The 15,336-nt window shown below is 59.1% G+C and carries 15 protein-coding genes; 11 read left to right on the top strand and 4 right to left on the bottom strand.

The window, feature by feature from the left end; genetic code table 11:
- Nucleotides 1-108 precede the first annotated feature (108 nt).
- The gene (locus C6558_RS07240) at nucleotides 109-1,074 is read left to right on the top strand and encodes a LysR substrate-binding domain-containing protein (protein ID WP_371412239.1); all 966 of its coding nucleotides are present in this window, start codon (nucleotides 109-111) and stop codon (nucleotides 1,072-1,074) included.
- Between the two features lie 102 nt (nucleotides 1,075-1,176).
- Nucleotides 1,177-1,647, top strand: coding sequence for a BA14K family protein (locus C6558_RS07235; protein WP_082557384.1), 471 nt, complete (start codon nucleotides 1,177-1,179; stop codon nucleotides 1,645-1,647).
- A gap of 1,106 nt (nucleotides 1,648-2,753) precedes the next feature.
- Here C6558_RS07235 and C6558_RS07225 read toward each other — a convergent pair.
- Complete coding sequence (locus C6558_RS07225; RefSeq protein WP_245449140.1) at nucleotides 2,754-3,413, bottom strand: helix-turn-helix transcriptional regulator; 660 nt, start codon at nucleotides 3,411-3,413, stop codon at nucleotides 2,754-2,756.
- Nucleotides 3,414-3,510: 97 nt separating this feature from the next.
- Here C6558_RS07225 and C6558_RS40615 point away from each other — a divergent pair, with 97 nt between their 5' ends.
- The 5 genes from C6558_RS40615 to C6558_RS07205 all read left to right on the top strand — a co-directional run bounded on the left by C6558_RS40615 (nucleotide 3,511) and on the right by C6558_RS07205 (nucleotide 7,975).
- Entirely contained in the window at nucleotides 3,511-3,738 is a 228-nt protein-coding gene (locus C6558_RS40615) for a hypothetical protein (protein WP_245449139.1), read from the top strand.
- 150 nt (nucleotides 3,739-3,888) lie between these two features.
- Nucleotides 3,889-4,689: a DUF2092 domain-containing protein gene (locus C6558_RS07220; RefSeq protein WP_107027089.1), complete on the top strand. Its 801-nt coding sequence runs from the start codon at nucleotides 3,889-3,891 to the stop codon at nucleotides 4,687-4,689.
- Nucleotides 4,686-5,012, top strand: coding sequence for a hypothetical protein (locus C6558_RS07215; protein ID WP_057206957.1), 327 nt, complete (start codon nucleotides 4,686-4,688; stop codon nucleotides 5,010-5,012). Before C6558_RS07220 ends, C6558_RS07215 begins: the two co-directional genes overlap by 4 nt.
- Before the next feature lie 366 nt (nucleotides 5,013-5,378).
- Entirely contained in the window at nucleotides 5,379-7,412 is a 2,034-nt protein-coding gene (locus tag C6558_RS07210) for a mechanosensitive ion channel family protein (RefSeq protein WP_107027088.1), read from the top strand.
- 110 nt (nucleotides 7,413-7,522) lie between these two features.
- Nucleotides 7,523-7,975 carry a DUF2721 domain-containing protein gene (locus C6558_RS07205; RefSeq protein WP_025430469.1) on the top strand — a complete coding sequence of 151 codons (453 nt, stop codon included), beginning with the start codon at nucleotides 7,523-7,525 and terminating at the stop codon, nucleotides 7,973-7,975.
- Nucleotides 7,976-8,033: 58 nt separating this feature from the next.
- Here C6558_RS07205 and C6558_RS07200 read toward each other — a convergent pair whose 3' ends face one another.
- A complete protein-coding gene (locus C6558_RS07200) occupies nucleotides 8,034-9,044 on the bottom strand; it encodes an AraC family transcriptional regulator (RefSeq protein WP_107027087.1) in 1,011 nt (336 codons plus the stop codon).
- A gap of 140 nt (nucleotides 9,045-9,184) precedes the next feature.
- Here C6558_RS07200 and C6558_RS07195 point away from each other — a divergent pair, with 140 nt between their 5' ends.
- The 4 genes from C6558_RS07195 to C6558_RS07180 all read left to right on the top strand — a co-directional run bounded on the left by C6558_RS07195 (nucleotide 9,185) and on the right by C6558_RS07180 (nucleotide 13,357).
- Complete coding sequence (locus C6558_RS07195) at nucleotides 9,185-9,709, top strand: hypothetical protein (protein ID WP_199196985.1); 525 nt, start codon at nucleotides 9,185-9,187, stop codon at nucleotides 9,707-9,709.
- Between the two features lie 162 nt (nucleotides 9,710-9,871).
- Nucleotides 9,872-11,305, top strand: coding sequence for a DUF1254 domain-containing protein (locus C6558_RS07190; RefSeq protein WP_107027086.1), 1,434 nt, complete (start codon nucleotides 9,872-9,874; stop codon nucleotides 11,303-11,305).
- Nucleotides 11,306-11,605: 300 nt separating this feature from the next.
- Nucleotides 11,606-12,397, top strand: a complete 792-nt coding sequence (locus C6558_RS07185) for a hypothetical protein (RefSeq protein WP_057206967.1) — start codon at nucleotides 11,606-11,608, stop codon at nucleotides 12,395-12,397.
- Nucleotides 12,398-12,553: 156 nt separating this feature from the next.
- Nucleotides 12,554-13,357 carry a hypothetical protein gene (locus C6558_RS07180; RefSeq protein ID WP_025430464.1) on the top strand — a complete coding sequence of 268 codons (804 nt, stop codon included), beginning with the start codon at nucleotides 12,554-12,556 and terminating at the stop codon, nucleotides 13,355-13,357.
- A 62-nt stretch (nucleotides 13,358-13,419) separates the two neighbouring features.
- Here the strand turns inward: C6558_RS07180 and C6558_RS07175 are convergent, their stop codons facing one another.
- Entirely contained in the window at nucleotides 13,420-14,091 is a 672-nt protein-coding gene (locus C6558_RS07175) for an ABC transporter ATP-binding protein (RefSeq protein WP_025430463.1), read from the bottom strand.
- Nucleotides 14,088-15,329 (bottom strand): ABC transporter permease, encoded by a 1,242-nt coding sequence (locus C6558_RS07170; RefSeq protein WP_025430462.1) that lies wholly within the window; start codon nucleotides 15,327-15,329, stop codon nucleotides 14,088-14,090. The genes C6558_RS07175 and C6558_RS07170 overlap by 4 nt, the downstream gene beginning before the upstream one ends.
- Nucleotides 15,330-15,336: the final 7 nt, after the last annotated feature.

The following is a 15,336-nucleotide window of genomic DNA, read 5'->3' as shown; positions in this document are numbered from 1 at the left end:
GAGGTTGATGAGGAACGGACTCACGCCGCGTTCTGCATCTGCCAGGCTGTTATCGCTGAGCTAGTCTCCAAACATCGCGGTCGGATATTCGCAGGGGCAGGCGACAGCGTGCTGGCGGAATTCGCCAGTGCGGTCGAGGCAGTGCGGGCTGCGGTCGATATTCAGAACGATCTGGCTGAGCGCTCTCTTGATCTTCCCGAGAACAACAAGATGAGATTTCGCATCGGCATCAATCTCGGTGACGTCCTGTCCGATGGCGGCAATCTCTTCGGAGACGGTGTCAACATCGCCGTGCGTCTGGAGGGAGTGGCAGAACCAGGCGGAGTCTGCCTGTCCAGCAGTGTCTATGAACATGTCGAACGAAAGCTGCCTCTGCCATACGTGGATATTGGACCTCAAAGGCTAAAGAACATAGCCAGGCCCATACATGCTTTTCGCGTGTCCATACCACGGACATCCGAGAACTTGCTCTCGATTACCGCGATCCACACCTTCGCGACCAATTGGCTGGCACCGCGCCTCGGGGCGTTCCAGACCGCCCATCGCGATCTTGAATTGAGACTGGAAGTTATGAGCCGCGTGGTCGATTTTGCGCGCGAGCCGTTCGATGTCGGTATTCGCGCGGGTAACGGTCGCTGGCCAGGTCTGATATCCCATGAGCTAATGGCCGAGGAGTTCGCTCCATTCTGCAGCCCAGATTTCTTGGCAGGGGCTGGCAACATATCGGCACCTTCTGATCTCCTTACGCTGCCGTTGCTAAGAGATGATGACTGGTGGCGAGCTTGGTTCAAGGCGGCAGGATTTGCGGATTCCGAGCCAAAAATATCCTCGGCGGTCTTTTTCAACACGCAGATAGTGGTCAGCCAGGCCGCGCTCGCCGGACAAGGTGTTGCACTGCTTACGCCAGCCTTCTTCGCGCCGGACATCAAGGCCGGACGTTTGGTGCAGCTTTTCAATGTCATCGCCCGCAACGGAACCAGCCTTTGGCTTGTCTATCCGGAGGAACGGGAGAATTCCCGCAAGATTCGCGCGTTCAAGGAATGGCTCCTGGATGAAATCCAGCGAGCCCGGTGACTGGAGCTTTAACGCTCGATGCTGTGCCAAACCACCCGCGTTCATCCTGCGTTCATGGCAGGTGCCGGAAAATGATCCGGTAAAGAACGATCGGATGATGTCATGAAAAGAATAGGTGCGGTGTTCGTCGCAGTTGCCACGGCCCTAACGACGGTACCGGCACAGGCTCTGCCTGTATCTCCTGTGTCAGTAGCGCAGCCGAACTCCCAAGCTGTGGAACTGATCCACCACAAGCCAGGTCACTACGGTGGCCCGCCGCATTCGCGCGGGTACAACGGGTACCGTTACAATTCGGGGCCTCGATACGGCTACTATAACGGCTATAACGGCTACCGTTACCGGCGGGACGGGTATCGTCGGCACAGTGACGGCTGGTGGTATCCTCTTGCTGCATTTGGAGCAGGCGTCGTTATCGGTGGTGCGATCGCGTCGCCGCCCCGCCGAGCCTATTCGAACGCGCCCTCAGCCCATGTCGAATGGTGTTATGACCGCTATCGTTCATACAGCGCCTACGACAATACCTTCCAGCCGTATTATGGGCCGCGCCAGGAGTGCGTGTCGCCATACTATTGATCAGCGCTGCCGTTGGGCGGCGGTCATCGGCTCCAAACCTCAATGACCGCCGGCTATGCGGTAGGTGATCGCCTTTCACTATTTGTTCCTACTGCAAGCAGGTTAATCTCGGGGTAGGTGGACACTCTTCGTCCTGTGGATGTTCGCGGCTCGTTCGCGCGCTTGAGTTGTCGCTTGAAAGTGGCCACCTATTTCTGATCCAACACTATTGGTAATGGCGACCTTTGCCTTCCGCCGGAGAGGTGGATGAATCCGACAACAATTCGCGGCAATGCCTCACTCATATCGAGAAGGCGAAATCCGATGCGGATGACCGCTGAGCCGTCGCCCAACACAAGCGCTTTACGACGAAAAGACTGGGCTTCCCGCGTAGTGCGCCAGCGCGGCATACTCCCTGGCTAGCGACAGCACGTTTCCGCGGGGCTGTTTGCAAACAGAAAAGCCGGCTCCAATAGGGGGCACATGCGTGATAGCGAGTCGTGGAACGGTCATCTGACCGGTCCACGGCGTGGAGCCCGGTAGGTCGCCAGCCTCATAAATTGGAGGTCGCAGGTTCGAATCCTGTCGCCGCAACCAATCTTCAGCGCCAGAAAGCCCCGATCGTAGTCAGCAGTCGGAGACCTGAAAGTGATGTGAGAGGGCGGGCAGTTGCGCCAGAAGGCGGGTCCCAGAGCGCTGCGGTATCGGGCTTGGGGGCCTTCGCTCTGGGACCACTCGCGCTCACGGCGGCGGGGCGGGCCGTTGTTCCGTGGGCGCTTTGCCTGCCCGAGTATGCATGGGGAGTGAGATTCGGCAACGCACCTACGACCTTTGCCGGTCCGTCTCGGACTAAGGTCCTACAACGCAGCGCGTCTTATTAGACGCGCACAGACCGCTGTAGCACTTTGAATTACTGCGACGGGAATCAGCTTCGGCGCTGGATCTCACCTGAAGACGCGTCGAGCCGAACTGGGCCGATCTTGCTGTCGAGCTCAAGAAGCCAGGTGTCGCCTTGCTCGTCCTCTGGGAGGAGTGTCGTGGCTCGCATCCCGACGGATCCGCCTAAGTCCATAAAACAATCATGCAAGGAGGGAAGCCAGTATTTGCACGACTTCCCTTTATCTATCTCATTGATGGTCTGGAGGAAATCGAGATGGCGCCATCCCTGTCCAACGTCTAAACGCGCGCGTGAAATGAGCGGGATCGCTGTAACCTACCCTATAGGCGATCTCGGTCATGCTGTGACCTCCTTCGCGGATCAGCCGGATGGCCTCGCTTCTTCGAGTCTCATCAAGCAGTTCCTCGAACTCGACGCCGCAGTATTTCAGGCGCCTCTGCAGGGTGCGGGCGGACATCCGAACTCTTGCTGCCACGGCCTTCAAGCTAAGTTCACGCTCGTAGGAGAGTCTGTCGCTGAGCAGTCGCGCCACCTCCACCGTCGAGATCAGGGCCGCCGTCGCCTTTGAGGGTCCGGTTTCCTGCGTTTTGAGAGGCAGATCGAGCAACTCCCGATCAATTTCGATCATGTCGTGCTCGCACCCCAATTCGATATTGGGACCCCAGCACTCTTCGAGTGCCTCGGCCCCTCGTGTTTTTGTCGCGGTCAGTCGAACCCTTATTCCGGACGCTTCGCCCGCCAAAAGCGGCACTTTTCGCAAAACCGCGAGACTGCCGAAGATGAACTGCCTGGGATCGAATTCGCAACGGTCCGTGAAGCGAAAGACGATTCGCGCGGTTTTGCCCTCCACCAGGAAGCGTACATCTGAACCGCGGTGGATCGAGGACACATTGGCGGACGCGAGCGCGCAAGCGTGGGCAACGTCCCTCGCTGCCAGAACGCTGTCCCCACCCGCCGAACTCACGCAGGTCGGTCGAGGAGCCGATATGCGCGCCAGCGAACGGGTCCCCCGCGACCGCCGCCAGCTCATTGCCCAAGCGAAAGCACTGGGCGCGCGCAAGCCAGCCATCGGCATTCTGGAATACGTTTGGCGAAATGCCGAGGCGTTTGCAGAACTCAATCGCCGAGACATCGTGCTTCGCCAGATACGGCGCGATGGCCAAGAACGTCCTGATCCTGATCGAAGGTGCAGTATTCAACACTCACAACGCTAAATTGGCGTGAAAAGGCAAGACGTAAGCGGCGTTACTATAGCAGTATATTATTGATTTGGAATGCTTTTGATTGGAAGGCGTTTTGGAAGCAAGACCGAAAGGGCCGTTGGTGGACGTGCCAAGTCGGAGAGCGGGGTCTGAGGATAGCGGATGAGAAAATTGAAACTGAAATGGCCGGGTGCAACCTGGCGCCCGTACACGTTGATCATAGCGGCCACCGCCTGTGCGGCGGCATGGTCCGCTTCGGCCCAGGACGCGATAGAACCCGAAGCTGCCAAGATTCTCGCTGCGATGAGCGACAATCTTAAATCGATGCCGTCTCTTAGAGTCGCCTATGACGCAGACCAGGAAATCGTCGACCTTGAGGGACAGAAGATCCAGTACAGCGCATCGGGTACCATTGCGCTCGATCGCACCAAGGGTTTCCTGTTGACGCGGCAAGGGCCATTCGCCGATGCGGAGGTAGTGTTCGACGGCAGCACGATCTCGCTCCACAGCAAAGGCATGAACGTCTACGCGCAGCTGCAAAGTCCGGGACCAAGTGTTGAGGAGGCAGCAGACGAACTTCGCGCCGCTACCGGTCTCGATGCACCGGGAGCCGATCTGCTCGCAAGCGACCCCTATACCGTCCTTACAGACGGGGTTACCAAGGGTACTCACGTGGGGTCGGCATTCATTGGTGGGGTCGAGTGCGATCACCTCGCCTTCAGAACAGATATCGTCGACTGGCAGATCTGGGTCAGCAAGGGCAACAAGCCGTTGCCGCTCAAATATGTCATCACGACCAAATGGGTAACCGGAGCGCCGGAATACTCGCTCAGGCTCAGCGACTGGAAGGCAGGCGCCATCGGCGGCGCTCAGTTTAAATTCACGCCGCCAGCGAACGCCAGGAAACTCGAACAGATACATGCAGACGTCACCGGCGACATATCGCTGGAGGTGGGAGAATGAAGATGCGCAAGATGTACGGAAAGATCCTTTGCGCCACAGTCGTCGGCCTCGCCCTGCTCGTAGGCGACCATCTTGTACCGATGCCGTTCGGCTCGTTCGTATCGGAGGCCCAGGCGGTCGTTGGGCACCCCGCGACCCCGGGCAGCGTTGCAGGTGTTGCGCGTCGCACCACCCGCCGCGTAATCCGCCGCTCCACTGTCTACGTCGCCGCGCTGCCCACGGGCTGTGTCAGGACCAGCGTCAACGGCGTTGTGATCTGGCGCTGCGGCGGGGTCTATTACCAGCCCTATGGTGGGCGCTACGTCGTGGTCTACATCGACTGATGCCAGAGCTTGTTTGCACCAGTTCGATTTAAATCTTTCACCCTTTTTCCCACTTCGTGCGTCGCCCGCGATGTTCCGAGCGACAGTAGCGCCGACTGGGCACGGCCAGTTGCCTGCAAAGGGTGGAATTTCCTTCTGCGCCTGCAGGCCGCTCGAGCCGTGGTTCGATAAGTCCTGGAAGCCAGGTGAAGTCGGGCTGGCCGAGTGAATACAGAATATTTTCGATGGACTGATCGCAACAAAGGTGTTTTCCGGTTGGTTCCGCCTGCCAAGCTGATCCGACTGATTCTGTCGGATCAGCATCAGTTCGGGGTTATTTACCGCCGTATTTGAGAACGGTCAGCGCGGTGGCTGCGACGGGGTTACATGTTCATCATTCGCTTCCTGTTACTGAGCCTGCTCATCTGCCTGTCGGTTGTTTCCCTGTCGCACGCGCAGGCGCAGGCGCCGGCAACGAGCACAGCAGAACCGCCAAAGGTGGCCGAGCTGCTGCGTCTTCTCGAAGACGCGGACGTGAAGACATGGCTGGCGCAAAGGCAGGCAGCAGTTCCCGAAAAAGGGGCCGCCGAGGTAGCGCGGGTCATCGACGACTTAGAGGCCCGCTCGCGTACCCGCCTCAACGTCCTTTTGTCTGCCGTGCCACGTGTAGGCAGCGAAGTCTACCGCGCAGCCTCGTCGGTCCGGCAAGAGGCGCACGATAGTGGATTTGCCCCCGGGATCCTGATGATTGGCATCATCGCGGGCATTGGCTTTTGCACGGAATGGTTCCTTCGTCGTTCAGTGCCAGCCGTGACCTTGCCCAATCAACTCTTGTCGCAGATGCAGACGGAGTTTGCGCCACTCTTGATTTTCACGGCGACGGTTGCCTTCGTCTTTCTCATCTTTCCTTGGCCGCCGCTCATGCGTGTGGTCGTGCTTTATTCGCTCGTCGCGACAGTCGCCTACCGAAGCGTGCTGGCGCTTTGCCGGCTGGCGATGACCGTTTCCGTGCCGATGGCTAAGGCATATCCCCGTGTCCGGCTGTTCGTCGCGGTGCTAGCAGCGGCGATGGCATTCTCGGCCATATGCGAGCGGCTCGCCGTTGCCGAGGACGTCTGTTCCTTGATTGCCATTGGATTTTCGGGCCTGCTTCTTCTGATCGCGATCGAAGCTATCGGCCGCAACCGCTCCAGCGATGATGCACAGCTTTTGGGCCGACGCGTGCCTCGGACAACCGGCATTGCCGGCGCCGTAACGCTCTGGCTGCTCTGGTGCGGTGGTTTCCTGGCGCTATTTTGGCTCGGCATTATGTTTGTCGTTGTGCCCCGTGTCCTGTCAATCGCTGACAAGTTGACCCACGCGTTTGCGGCTTCACGCTGGAATGACGGTGATGCGACGGATCCGAAGACAGTGCTGCTTGTACGAGGCGCGCGAGCGATCATCATCATCATCGCAGTGGATTGGATCGCATTCGTTTGGCGTCACAATTTCCAGCCCATTACTGGTCAGCTGGCGCTCGCCAAGACAATCATAACCGGCGCCTTCAACAGCGTCGTCATCTTGCTGGTCATCGACCTCGTTTGGCAGTTGGGGAATGCTTACATTGGCCGTCAGCTCGGCCGCGTTGGCGATGGAAGAGCACTCACACCGAATGAGATCGCCCGCCAAGGCCGGCTTCGCACCTTGCTGCCTGTATTCCGCAACGCGTTGGCCGCGGGGCTTCTTAGTGTGGCCGCGCTTACGGTTCTCTCGCAGATGGGGGTTCAGATAGGCCCGCTCATCGCCGGTGCGGGTGTGGTCGGCGTGGCCATCGGGTTCGGCTCACAGACGCTCGTCAAGGACATCGTCAGCGGTGTTTTTTATCTTTTAGACGATGCGTTTCGCGTCGGGGAGTATATTGAGGCGGGAAGTTACACAGGCACAGTCGAGTCCTTCAGTTTGCGATCGGTCCGGCTGCGGCACCATCGCGGACCGATATTCACGGTGCCCTTCGGTTCGCTTGGCGCCATCAAGAACTTGAGCCGTGACTGGTCGGTTGATAAGTTCCGCATCCGTGTCCCCTTCAAAACCGATCTTGACAAGGTCCGCAAGCTCATCAAGGCAATCGGCGGGGAATTGCAGGCCGATCCGGAGCTCGGCTCGTCATTCATCGAGCCACTCAAGCTCAAGGGCGTCGAGCAAATTGGCGAGTACGGCATCGAACTCGGCGTTGGCTTCACCTGTAAGCCTGGCGATCAAACCGCGATCCGCCGCAAGGCATATACGATGCTCATGCAGGTGTTTGGCGACAACGGGATCGATTTCGCTCAGCCTGTCGTCCAGGTGAGCGGAGATGACAAAGGTTCAGCTGCTGCGGCTCACGCCACGCGGCAACTTCAAGGCACCACTGCTCCACCGGGACCGAATGGGCCAGCTTCTTAAGAGCGTTTCCGGTTTAAACGGAGCCGGGAAACGCTCTATCTCTTTGTTTTTGCGCATTTACCGACGGAAAACCGCTTCGCGCTTTTCCTGGAAATGCACTAAGAGGAATTATGGACACACCGCCGATCGTCAACGACCTTGCCTCTGTCATACAAACATCCCTTGCGCCGGTGTTTTTGTTGGCTGGTACCGCAGGCTTTGTCAGTATCTACACCACTCGCCTCGGGAGAGTATCGGACCGGCTGAACGAGGTCGCGGAAAGGGGTAAGCAGGGCAAATTGTTTCGCATGCAGCTCGCGTATCTGCGGCGAAGGGCACTTGCTCTGGAAGTTGCGGTCGTGCTTGGGGTAATGGCCGGCATTTGCACGGGCGGCGCAATCCTAAATCTACTTGCTGGTGCACTTGCCATCGGACTGCGCCAAGAAAATCTCTTCTGGTTTTTTGGTGGTGCCATAGTCTCGCTCATCGGATCGCTTGTCGCATTCTTGTCTGAATTGCTGATCGCCGGACGGAACTTGTTGCGGCAAATACGAATGGACCAATTTCCCATGGAGCAAGACTGACCAGGTACTTCTCATCTTGGTCGCCGTTCGCGCTGCTGAACGGCAAACGGCCGTACCTTCAACGCGAGATATTCGAGCGAAACTCCCGTGGTCCGTTGCCGGTTGCCTTTCGGAAGGCCCGGGCGAAATTGGCTGGAGACGAATACCCCAACTCCGCCGACACGCGCGTGATCGAGCCGTTCGTGTGCCACAGCAGTTCAATGGCTCGTTGAACCCTTGCGGCGCCCGCCAGCCCGCGAAAATCGGTGCCGGCCCTGTTCAGCTCCCGTTGCAGGGTCCGGACGCTGGTGTCCAACGATTGAGCGGCACCATCGATCGACACGCTGCCGGTGAGAACTTGGACCCGGACCTGCTCCATGATGACTTCGAGCAAATCTCGTGGAGCGCCGCCTCGCCGGTCTCGCGCCACATCCTCGATGGTGACCATTGGCCAGGAAGCGGGCCTCGGAGCAGCGGAAAGATGATGGCGATCCGTGACGATGCTCGTCGCGGGTGCGTTGAAAAGAACCGGACACTGGAAGACGTCTTCAATAAGGCCTGTCTGGCGCGGTCTGTCGGTGTCAAGCTCGACGCGCAGCGGTCGCCAGTCAGGGGGCAGATAAGCCTTGAAGAGGCTGAGCAGGACACCCGCGGCGGCACAGACAATACTGGCATATCCTGAGTGGCCGGCCAAAGCGAACACATAGCTGTACCGTACCTCGTCGCCAACCACTGCGGCTGACATCCTATCGACCGTACTATGATAACGAAGGCCAGCAATGCTGCGCTCGATGGCCTGCCCCAGGGTGTCGGCGCCAAACACATAGTGTCCGAAGCTGCCATAGTTGGCGACGTTCATCATCGGCGTGATCAGAATTCCGAAGTTGGCCTCACCGGCGACGCGTGCAGCCGCCTCGACGAAGCCGATTACCGCCGCGTGCGGGATGAAGCAGTTCTCTCCCTCGGTCAGTTCGAGATCGAAGCCGATGGCACGATTGGCCTGCAGCAGCGCCTTTTGCCCCATTTCACGCCGTATGAAGGCCGGCATGCCAGACAGGATGCGATTGGAAATGACCGGGATTTCAGCCATGTATGCAACACTCCAGAAATAAGACAACCGTGGCGCAAAATGAGTGGTTTCGTATTGCGAATACTGTTTAGTGCCGTAAAACATGTGAGTAGCACAAGTAGAGACCCACATGTCTTGCGACCTATAGGAGGGGTGCGACTATGACAACCAGACGGAACCTACTGCTGGCAGCCTCTGTCGCGGCGGCGACGACAGTGCCGTTCATGCCGCGACTGGCGCAGGCAACCGAAGAAGTCGCCGACTTCCTGTTCGTTCAAACCGCAAGTGCTATGAAATTCGACAAGGCGTCGAGCAAGCTGACGCTCGAAGGTGTTGGCGGCGCGACGTTGTTTTTCTCTGACCGCCCCGAGCGCATTGCCGGGAACATGGAGACGGCCGCTTTCGTGCCGTTCTGGAGCAAGGGCAAGGACAGCTTCCTTTCCGATCCGCCGAATGCCGACCTGTCGATCCTCGAAGGGGACAAGCTCAAGCAGGTCGTCGTCGTCCTGGAGAATCCCGAGCTGAACGACGATAACTTGACTTACACGGTCAAGGTTGTTGGCGGCGAAATGCCGGAGAAGGGCTCCGAGGTCTCTGTGTTCATCGACATCATCGGCATGCCGTTGACGCCGCTCTCCTATGCGGGCGTGGCCAGGCGCGGCTACCGGCGGGCATTTCTGTACTAGCACCTGCCGGTTGCGGCTCGGTGTGACCCCGACTGCAGCCCGCTTCAGCTCTCGCGAATACCTCACCAGCCAATGCAACCGGACGATTGCGTCCAAGGTTCCCGAGCTGCTCCACAGCCCGCGCCGTTTCGATAACTCATCGATAATCAAGGAGTACGGTAAATGTTGACGAAGAGAGATCTACTTCGATCCACCGCGGTGATTGCCGCTAGCGCCGCGATTGCGAGGCCAAGCCTCCTGATGGCGCAAAGCTACCCGGGCATTATCGAGGCAAAAGACATCGCCGAGGAAGGCTTCATCTACGGCCTGCCGCTGGTGATGATTTATGCGGTTATGCAAGAGTTCGCCGTTGACAAAAACTCGGGGCAATTCAAGGCGCCGTTCAACGAAATCAACAACATGCACCATGTCGCCAGCCCGGCTGACACGGCAGTCATTACGCCGAACAGCGACACGCCTTACTCGTTCATCTGGCTGGATTTGCGCGCTGAGCCGATGGTCATCTCGGTGCCGGTGATCGAAAAGGACCGCTACTACTCGGTCCAATTGATCGATTGCAACACCTACAATTACGGCTACATCAGCACGCGCGCCACGGGGACCGAGCCGGGCGATTATCTGGTCGTTGGCCCAGACTGGAAGGGTGAAACGCCCTCGGGGATCAAGAAGGTCTTCCAATCGACGACGCCGTTCACGCTCGCGCTTATCCGCACGCAGCTCTTCAACCCCGACGACATGCCGAACGTCGAGAATATTCAGGCCGGCTACAAGGCCCAGCCGCTATCCGGTTTTCTTAAAACTCCGGCCCCGCCAGCCGCGGCCACGATCGAGTTCCTTCCTGCCACCACCGCCGGGATCAAGGACAACTTCTTCCAATATCTCGACGCAGCCCTGCAGTTCGTCCCTGAGACGGCAAGGGACAAGGAGATTCGCGCGAAACTTGCGAGGATTGGCATCGGTCCCGGCAAGACCTTCGACTTCAAGGAACTATCGCTCGAACATAAAGCCGAAATCCTGGTGGCCATGAAGCAGGGAAATGACAAAGTCGACAAATGGCTGGCCAGCGGAAATAAGGACATCAACGGCTGGAACGTTGGCTCGTTCTTTGGCGACGAGGCCTTTTACAATGGCGATTGGGTGATGCGGGCAGGCGCCGCTAAGGGCGGTCTCTTGGGCAATGATGCCGTCGAAGCCATGTACCCCTATACCCGAACGGACGCGGCCGGTGCGCCGCTCGACGGCAGCAAGCACAACTACACGCTGACCTTCCCGGCCGGCCAGTTGCCACCAGTAAATGCGTTCTGGTCCGTTACCATGTACGACGGCAAGAGCCAGCTCCTGGTCAAGAATCCGATCAATCGCTACCTGATCAACTCTCCGATGTTGCCGGAGATGAAGAAGGATGCGGACGGCTCGCTGACGCTGTACCTCCAAAAGGACAGCCCCGGTGCGGACAAGGAATCCAATTGGCTTCCGGCGCCGGATGACAAAATCTACCTCGTGATGCGCCTGTACTGGCCGAAGACGGAAGCGCCTTCGATCTTGCCGGCGGGCGAAGGGACGTGGCAGCCGCCCGGCATCACTGTGGCCGAATAGTTCTCCCCCCATTGTGCTGATGCTCGGCTGGCGCCTCTGCTTCTTGTGGTCCTCTGACCGAGGACAGTAGGCAGCAGCCGGCATTTGCATAGGCGGTGCGTTCTCGCTGGGCGTTTGCCATTGGGCTGCGCCAAGTATCCTTCTACAGCGCCGCGTGTCTTATTAGACACCCGCGCGTCGTGTCGAACGAGACCGACCTTCACGAAAACAGCAACGGCTTAAACCGCGATCTCCGTCTGGGTCTGAATCGCGGACGCAAATCGAGTTTGGCCGCATCGGCGGCCGCTTTTAGGGGCTAGCATGAAATTATACCTACTTCGCGCTCTGGCGGCGATCGGAACATGTCTCGTTAGTAATGGAGCAATGGCTGCGGACATCTATTCGCCGATGACGCCAGAGGCTCGGCAGACGACCACGGAGAGTGGCTGGACCTTTACTTTTGCGCCTTATTTCTGGGCAGCTGGTTTGTCGGGGGAACTCGGGCAATTCGGCTTGCCTGCCGTGGACGTCGACGCCAGTTTCAGCGACATCTTCGATCACCTCGATTTCGGCGCCATGGCGATGGGCGAGGCCCGTAATGGACCTTACAGCATCTTCGGCGATGTCATGTATACCAAGATTTCGGGGCAGGCCGGCACGCCAAGAGGCATCCTTGCCACAGACGCCGAGCTCAAATCCGAGACTTTCGCGGGGATGCTCGGTGCGGGGTATGCGGTTTTTGAGGACAGCGCCGCGCGGCTCGAAATCGTCGGCGGTCTGCGCGTCTGGTCCGTCGAAAGCGAGCTTTCCTTCAGCGGTGGCATTCTCGATGGGCGTTCCAAAAGCGATGGTGCAACGTGGGTGGACGGTTTAGCCGGACTTCGCGGCACCTATTCGCTCACTCCCGAAATCTATCTGACAGGGTGGGGGTTCATTGGGGCAGGTGGTGCCGATCTCGACTGGGACGTCGCTGCGACGATAGGCTACCGGTTTAGCGACACGATTTCGGCAGTTGCCGGCTACCGCGCTTTGGGCGTCGACTACAGCGATGATGGGTTCGTGTTCGACACCGTTCAGCAGGGGCCCATCCTAGGCTTGGTCGTACGGTTTTAGGATGCTCATGTGCCGTTCGCCACGTTTAGCGGACGTCTATAGACAACGAGCGGACCGATCGTGTCCGCTCACTGCGCCGTTACGCGAGCTGCACCACTGCCGTCTTGAGTTAAAGCAGCACAGAAAACCTTCGAATCCAGGGGCCGAGGTGACACTATGAAGCCGCACTACAGAGTTATTTGTTTGACTGTCTCTTTGATGGCCACCGCCGGGTCAGCCGTTGCTCAAGAGTCCGGTGCTGAGCTCGCCAAGAAGCTCAGCAATCCGATTGCTTCGCTCATCAGCGTGCCCTTTCAGTTCAACTATGATCGCGGTTACGGCCCGGAGAATGGCAATCGCGAAGTCCTCAACATCCAACCAGTCATCCCAATCTCGCTGAACGAAGACTGGAACATCATCTCGCGCACAATCCTGCCCGTGATCTCGCAAAATGACATAGCCGGGCAATCCGGCCACCAGTTCGGTCTCGGCGATATCACTCAGAGCCTTTTCGTTTCCCCCAAGCAACCTGGCCCAGGCGGGATCATCTGGGGCGCTGGGCCGGTCTTCCTGATCCCAACAGCGACCGATGAGCTACTTGGGAGTGGAAAATGGGGAGCTGGTCCTACGGCTGTCGCCTTGAAACAGGAAGGACCTTGGACATACGGGATACTGGCCAACCACATCTGGTCTTTCGCCGGCCAGAGTGACCGGGAGGATGTCAGTTCGACGTATCTGCAGCCTTTCGTTTCCTATACTACGCCCGATGCATGGACTTATTCGCTGAATACTGAAAGCACGTACGACTGGATCCAGGACGAGTGGTCGGTTCCGGTCAATTTTCAGGTGTCAAAGCTGGTGAAATTCGGTGAGCAGCCCGTGAGCTTCACAGCGGGTGCGCGGTACTGGGCACAGGCACCTGAAAATGGGCCGCAAGGATGGGGTTTCAGAGCGGCAGTAACGTTCTTGTTCCCAAAGTGACGATGAACGGCCGTTTTGGCTATGAACCTGTCCGGCGCCGGGAATACCAAAGCGATGTTCACTCAATGCAGTCGTCCATCTACAAGCTGGACGCGCCGGTCCATACGCGCAGCCATGTCTAGATCGTGCGTCACGGCGACCACCGTCTTGCCCTGCTTGCGCACCAGCGTCTCCAGGATGGTGAAGACTTGTTCGGAACTGTTGCTGTCGAGGCTGCCGGTCGGCTCGTCGGCGAGGATCAGTGGTGGATCGTTGGCGAGTGCCCTTGCCACCGCCACGCGCTGACGCTGGCCGCCCGAAAGCTGATCGGGACGCTTGTCGAGATGATCGGAAAGGCCCAGTGCCTCGAGCAGACCGCTTGCTCTTTGGCGCATCTCATCTCGGGCGAGGCGGCCAAGCTTGCGCATCGGGATCTCGACATTCTCGCGCGCAGTGAACTCCGGCAGCAGGAAGTGAAACTGGAAGACGAAGCCGATATTCTCAAGGCGCGTGGCGGCCCGCTCCTGTTCATCCATGAGATCGGTGTCCCGGCCGCGGATCATGAGCGTGCCGCTGGTCGGCCGATCGAGCAGGCCAAGCAGATAGAGAAGCGACGACTTGCCAGAGCCGGACGGGCCGGTGACCGCGACGAATTCCCGTTCGGCGATCGTCACTGACACCTCCTTGACCAGCGTGACCGGCACCGTTTCCTGGAGGATGCGCGTGAGATCCTTGGCCTCGATGAGTGAACTCATGTCGCCCCCCTGATGATGTCGACCGGATTTGCGCGGGCCGCGCGCCTTGCGGGCAGGTAGCCGGCTACGGCTGCCGAGCCGAGTGCGAAGGCGGCGGCGATGAGATAGTGAAGCATGCTCCAGGCGATCGGCAGCCGGGTCATTTCTTGCCCGGTTGCGGATATCTCGAAGCGCACCAGGGAAAGCGCATAAACCATCGCAAAGCCGAGCGCCCAGCCGAGCAGCGTGCCGGCCGTGGCGATGGCCACACCTTCGAGCACAAAGAGAATGCGCATGTCGGACTCGGTGAAACCCAACGACTTCATGATGGCGATGTCTCGCGCCTTTTCGTGCGTGATCGTAGAGATGATGTTGAAGATGCCGAAACCTGCAACCAACATGATCGCGGCGACGACGGTGTACATGATGACATTGCGAACGACGAGCGCTTCCAGGATCGACTCGTTCGCCTCCTGCCAGGCAATCGCCTTGTAGCCAAGCTCCGCTTCGACGCGGCGCGCCACCGCGGGCGCGGCGTTCGGGTCGTCGAGTTTGATATTGATCTGGTTGATCGCATTCGGCCGCGCGGAGAGGATTTGTGCGTTCTTCTGCAGCACGTAGGCTTCTCCTTCGTCACGCGCGGTGGTGCCCGTATGGAACAGCCCGACGATTTTGAAGCGGCGGCTAAGCCCTTCCGACGAGACCGCGGTAATCGTATCGCCGAGGCCGGCGCCCAGCCGTGAGGCCATGGTATCGCCGATGACCACGTTGTTGCCGCCGGCGGCGAGGGTCGCGAAGCTTCCCGCCTTGAAATCCTCGATGATCGGTGAGACGCGGGGCTCGGCTTGCGGGTCGATACCGAGGACTGCGGCGCCGACCTCCTGGCCGGAATAGCGAATGACCCCTTGCGCATTCAGCGTCGCTGCAATGCGCCCCGGGATCCAGGCGTTGAGCCAGGCGAGGGCTGCGGTTGGGTTGATGATGCCGCGGCGGTCGTCTCGCGGCCTGAGCCCGAAAATGGCGGCGGCATCGAACTGGTCCTCTGCCGGTTGCCGCCGGGCCGTGCGCTGCTCGTCGGTCACCTGCACATGCGGCATGGTGTCGACGAGCTGACGGACGAAATCATCCTGGCCGCCCTGCATCAGGGCCGCCATGGCAATGGAAAAGCCGACGCCAACGGCAACTCCCAGCATCGCGACGACCGTCTGCCGTCCCCGGCCGGAAATGTGGGTCAGCGCGATGTCGAGGATGAGGCGCATGGCGAAC

The organism is Ensifer sp. NM-2 (assembly GCF_003024455.1).
GTDB classification, from domain to species: Bacteria; Pseudomonadota; Alphaproteobacteria; order Rhizobiales; family Rhizobiaceae; genus Ensifer; species Ensifer canadensis.
This window is presented reverse-complemented; position numbering and strand designations above follow the sequence as displayed.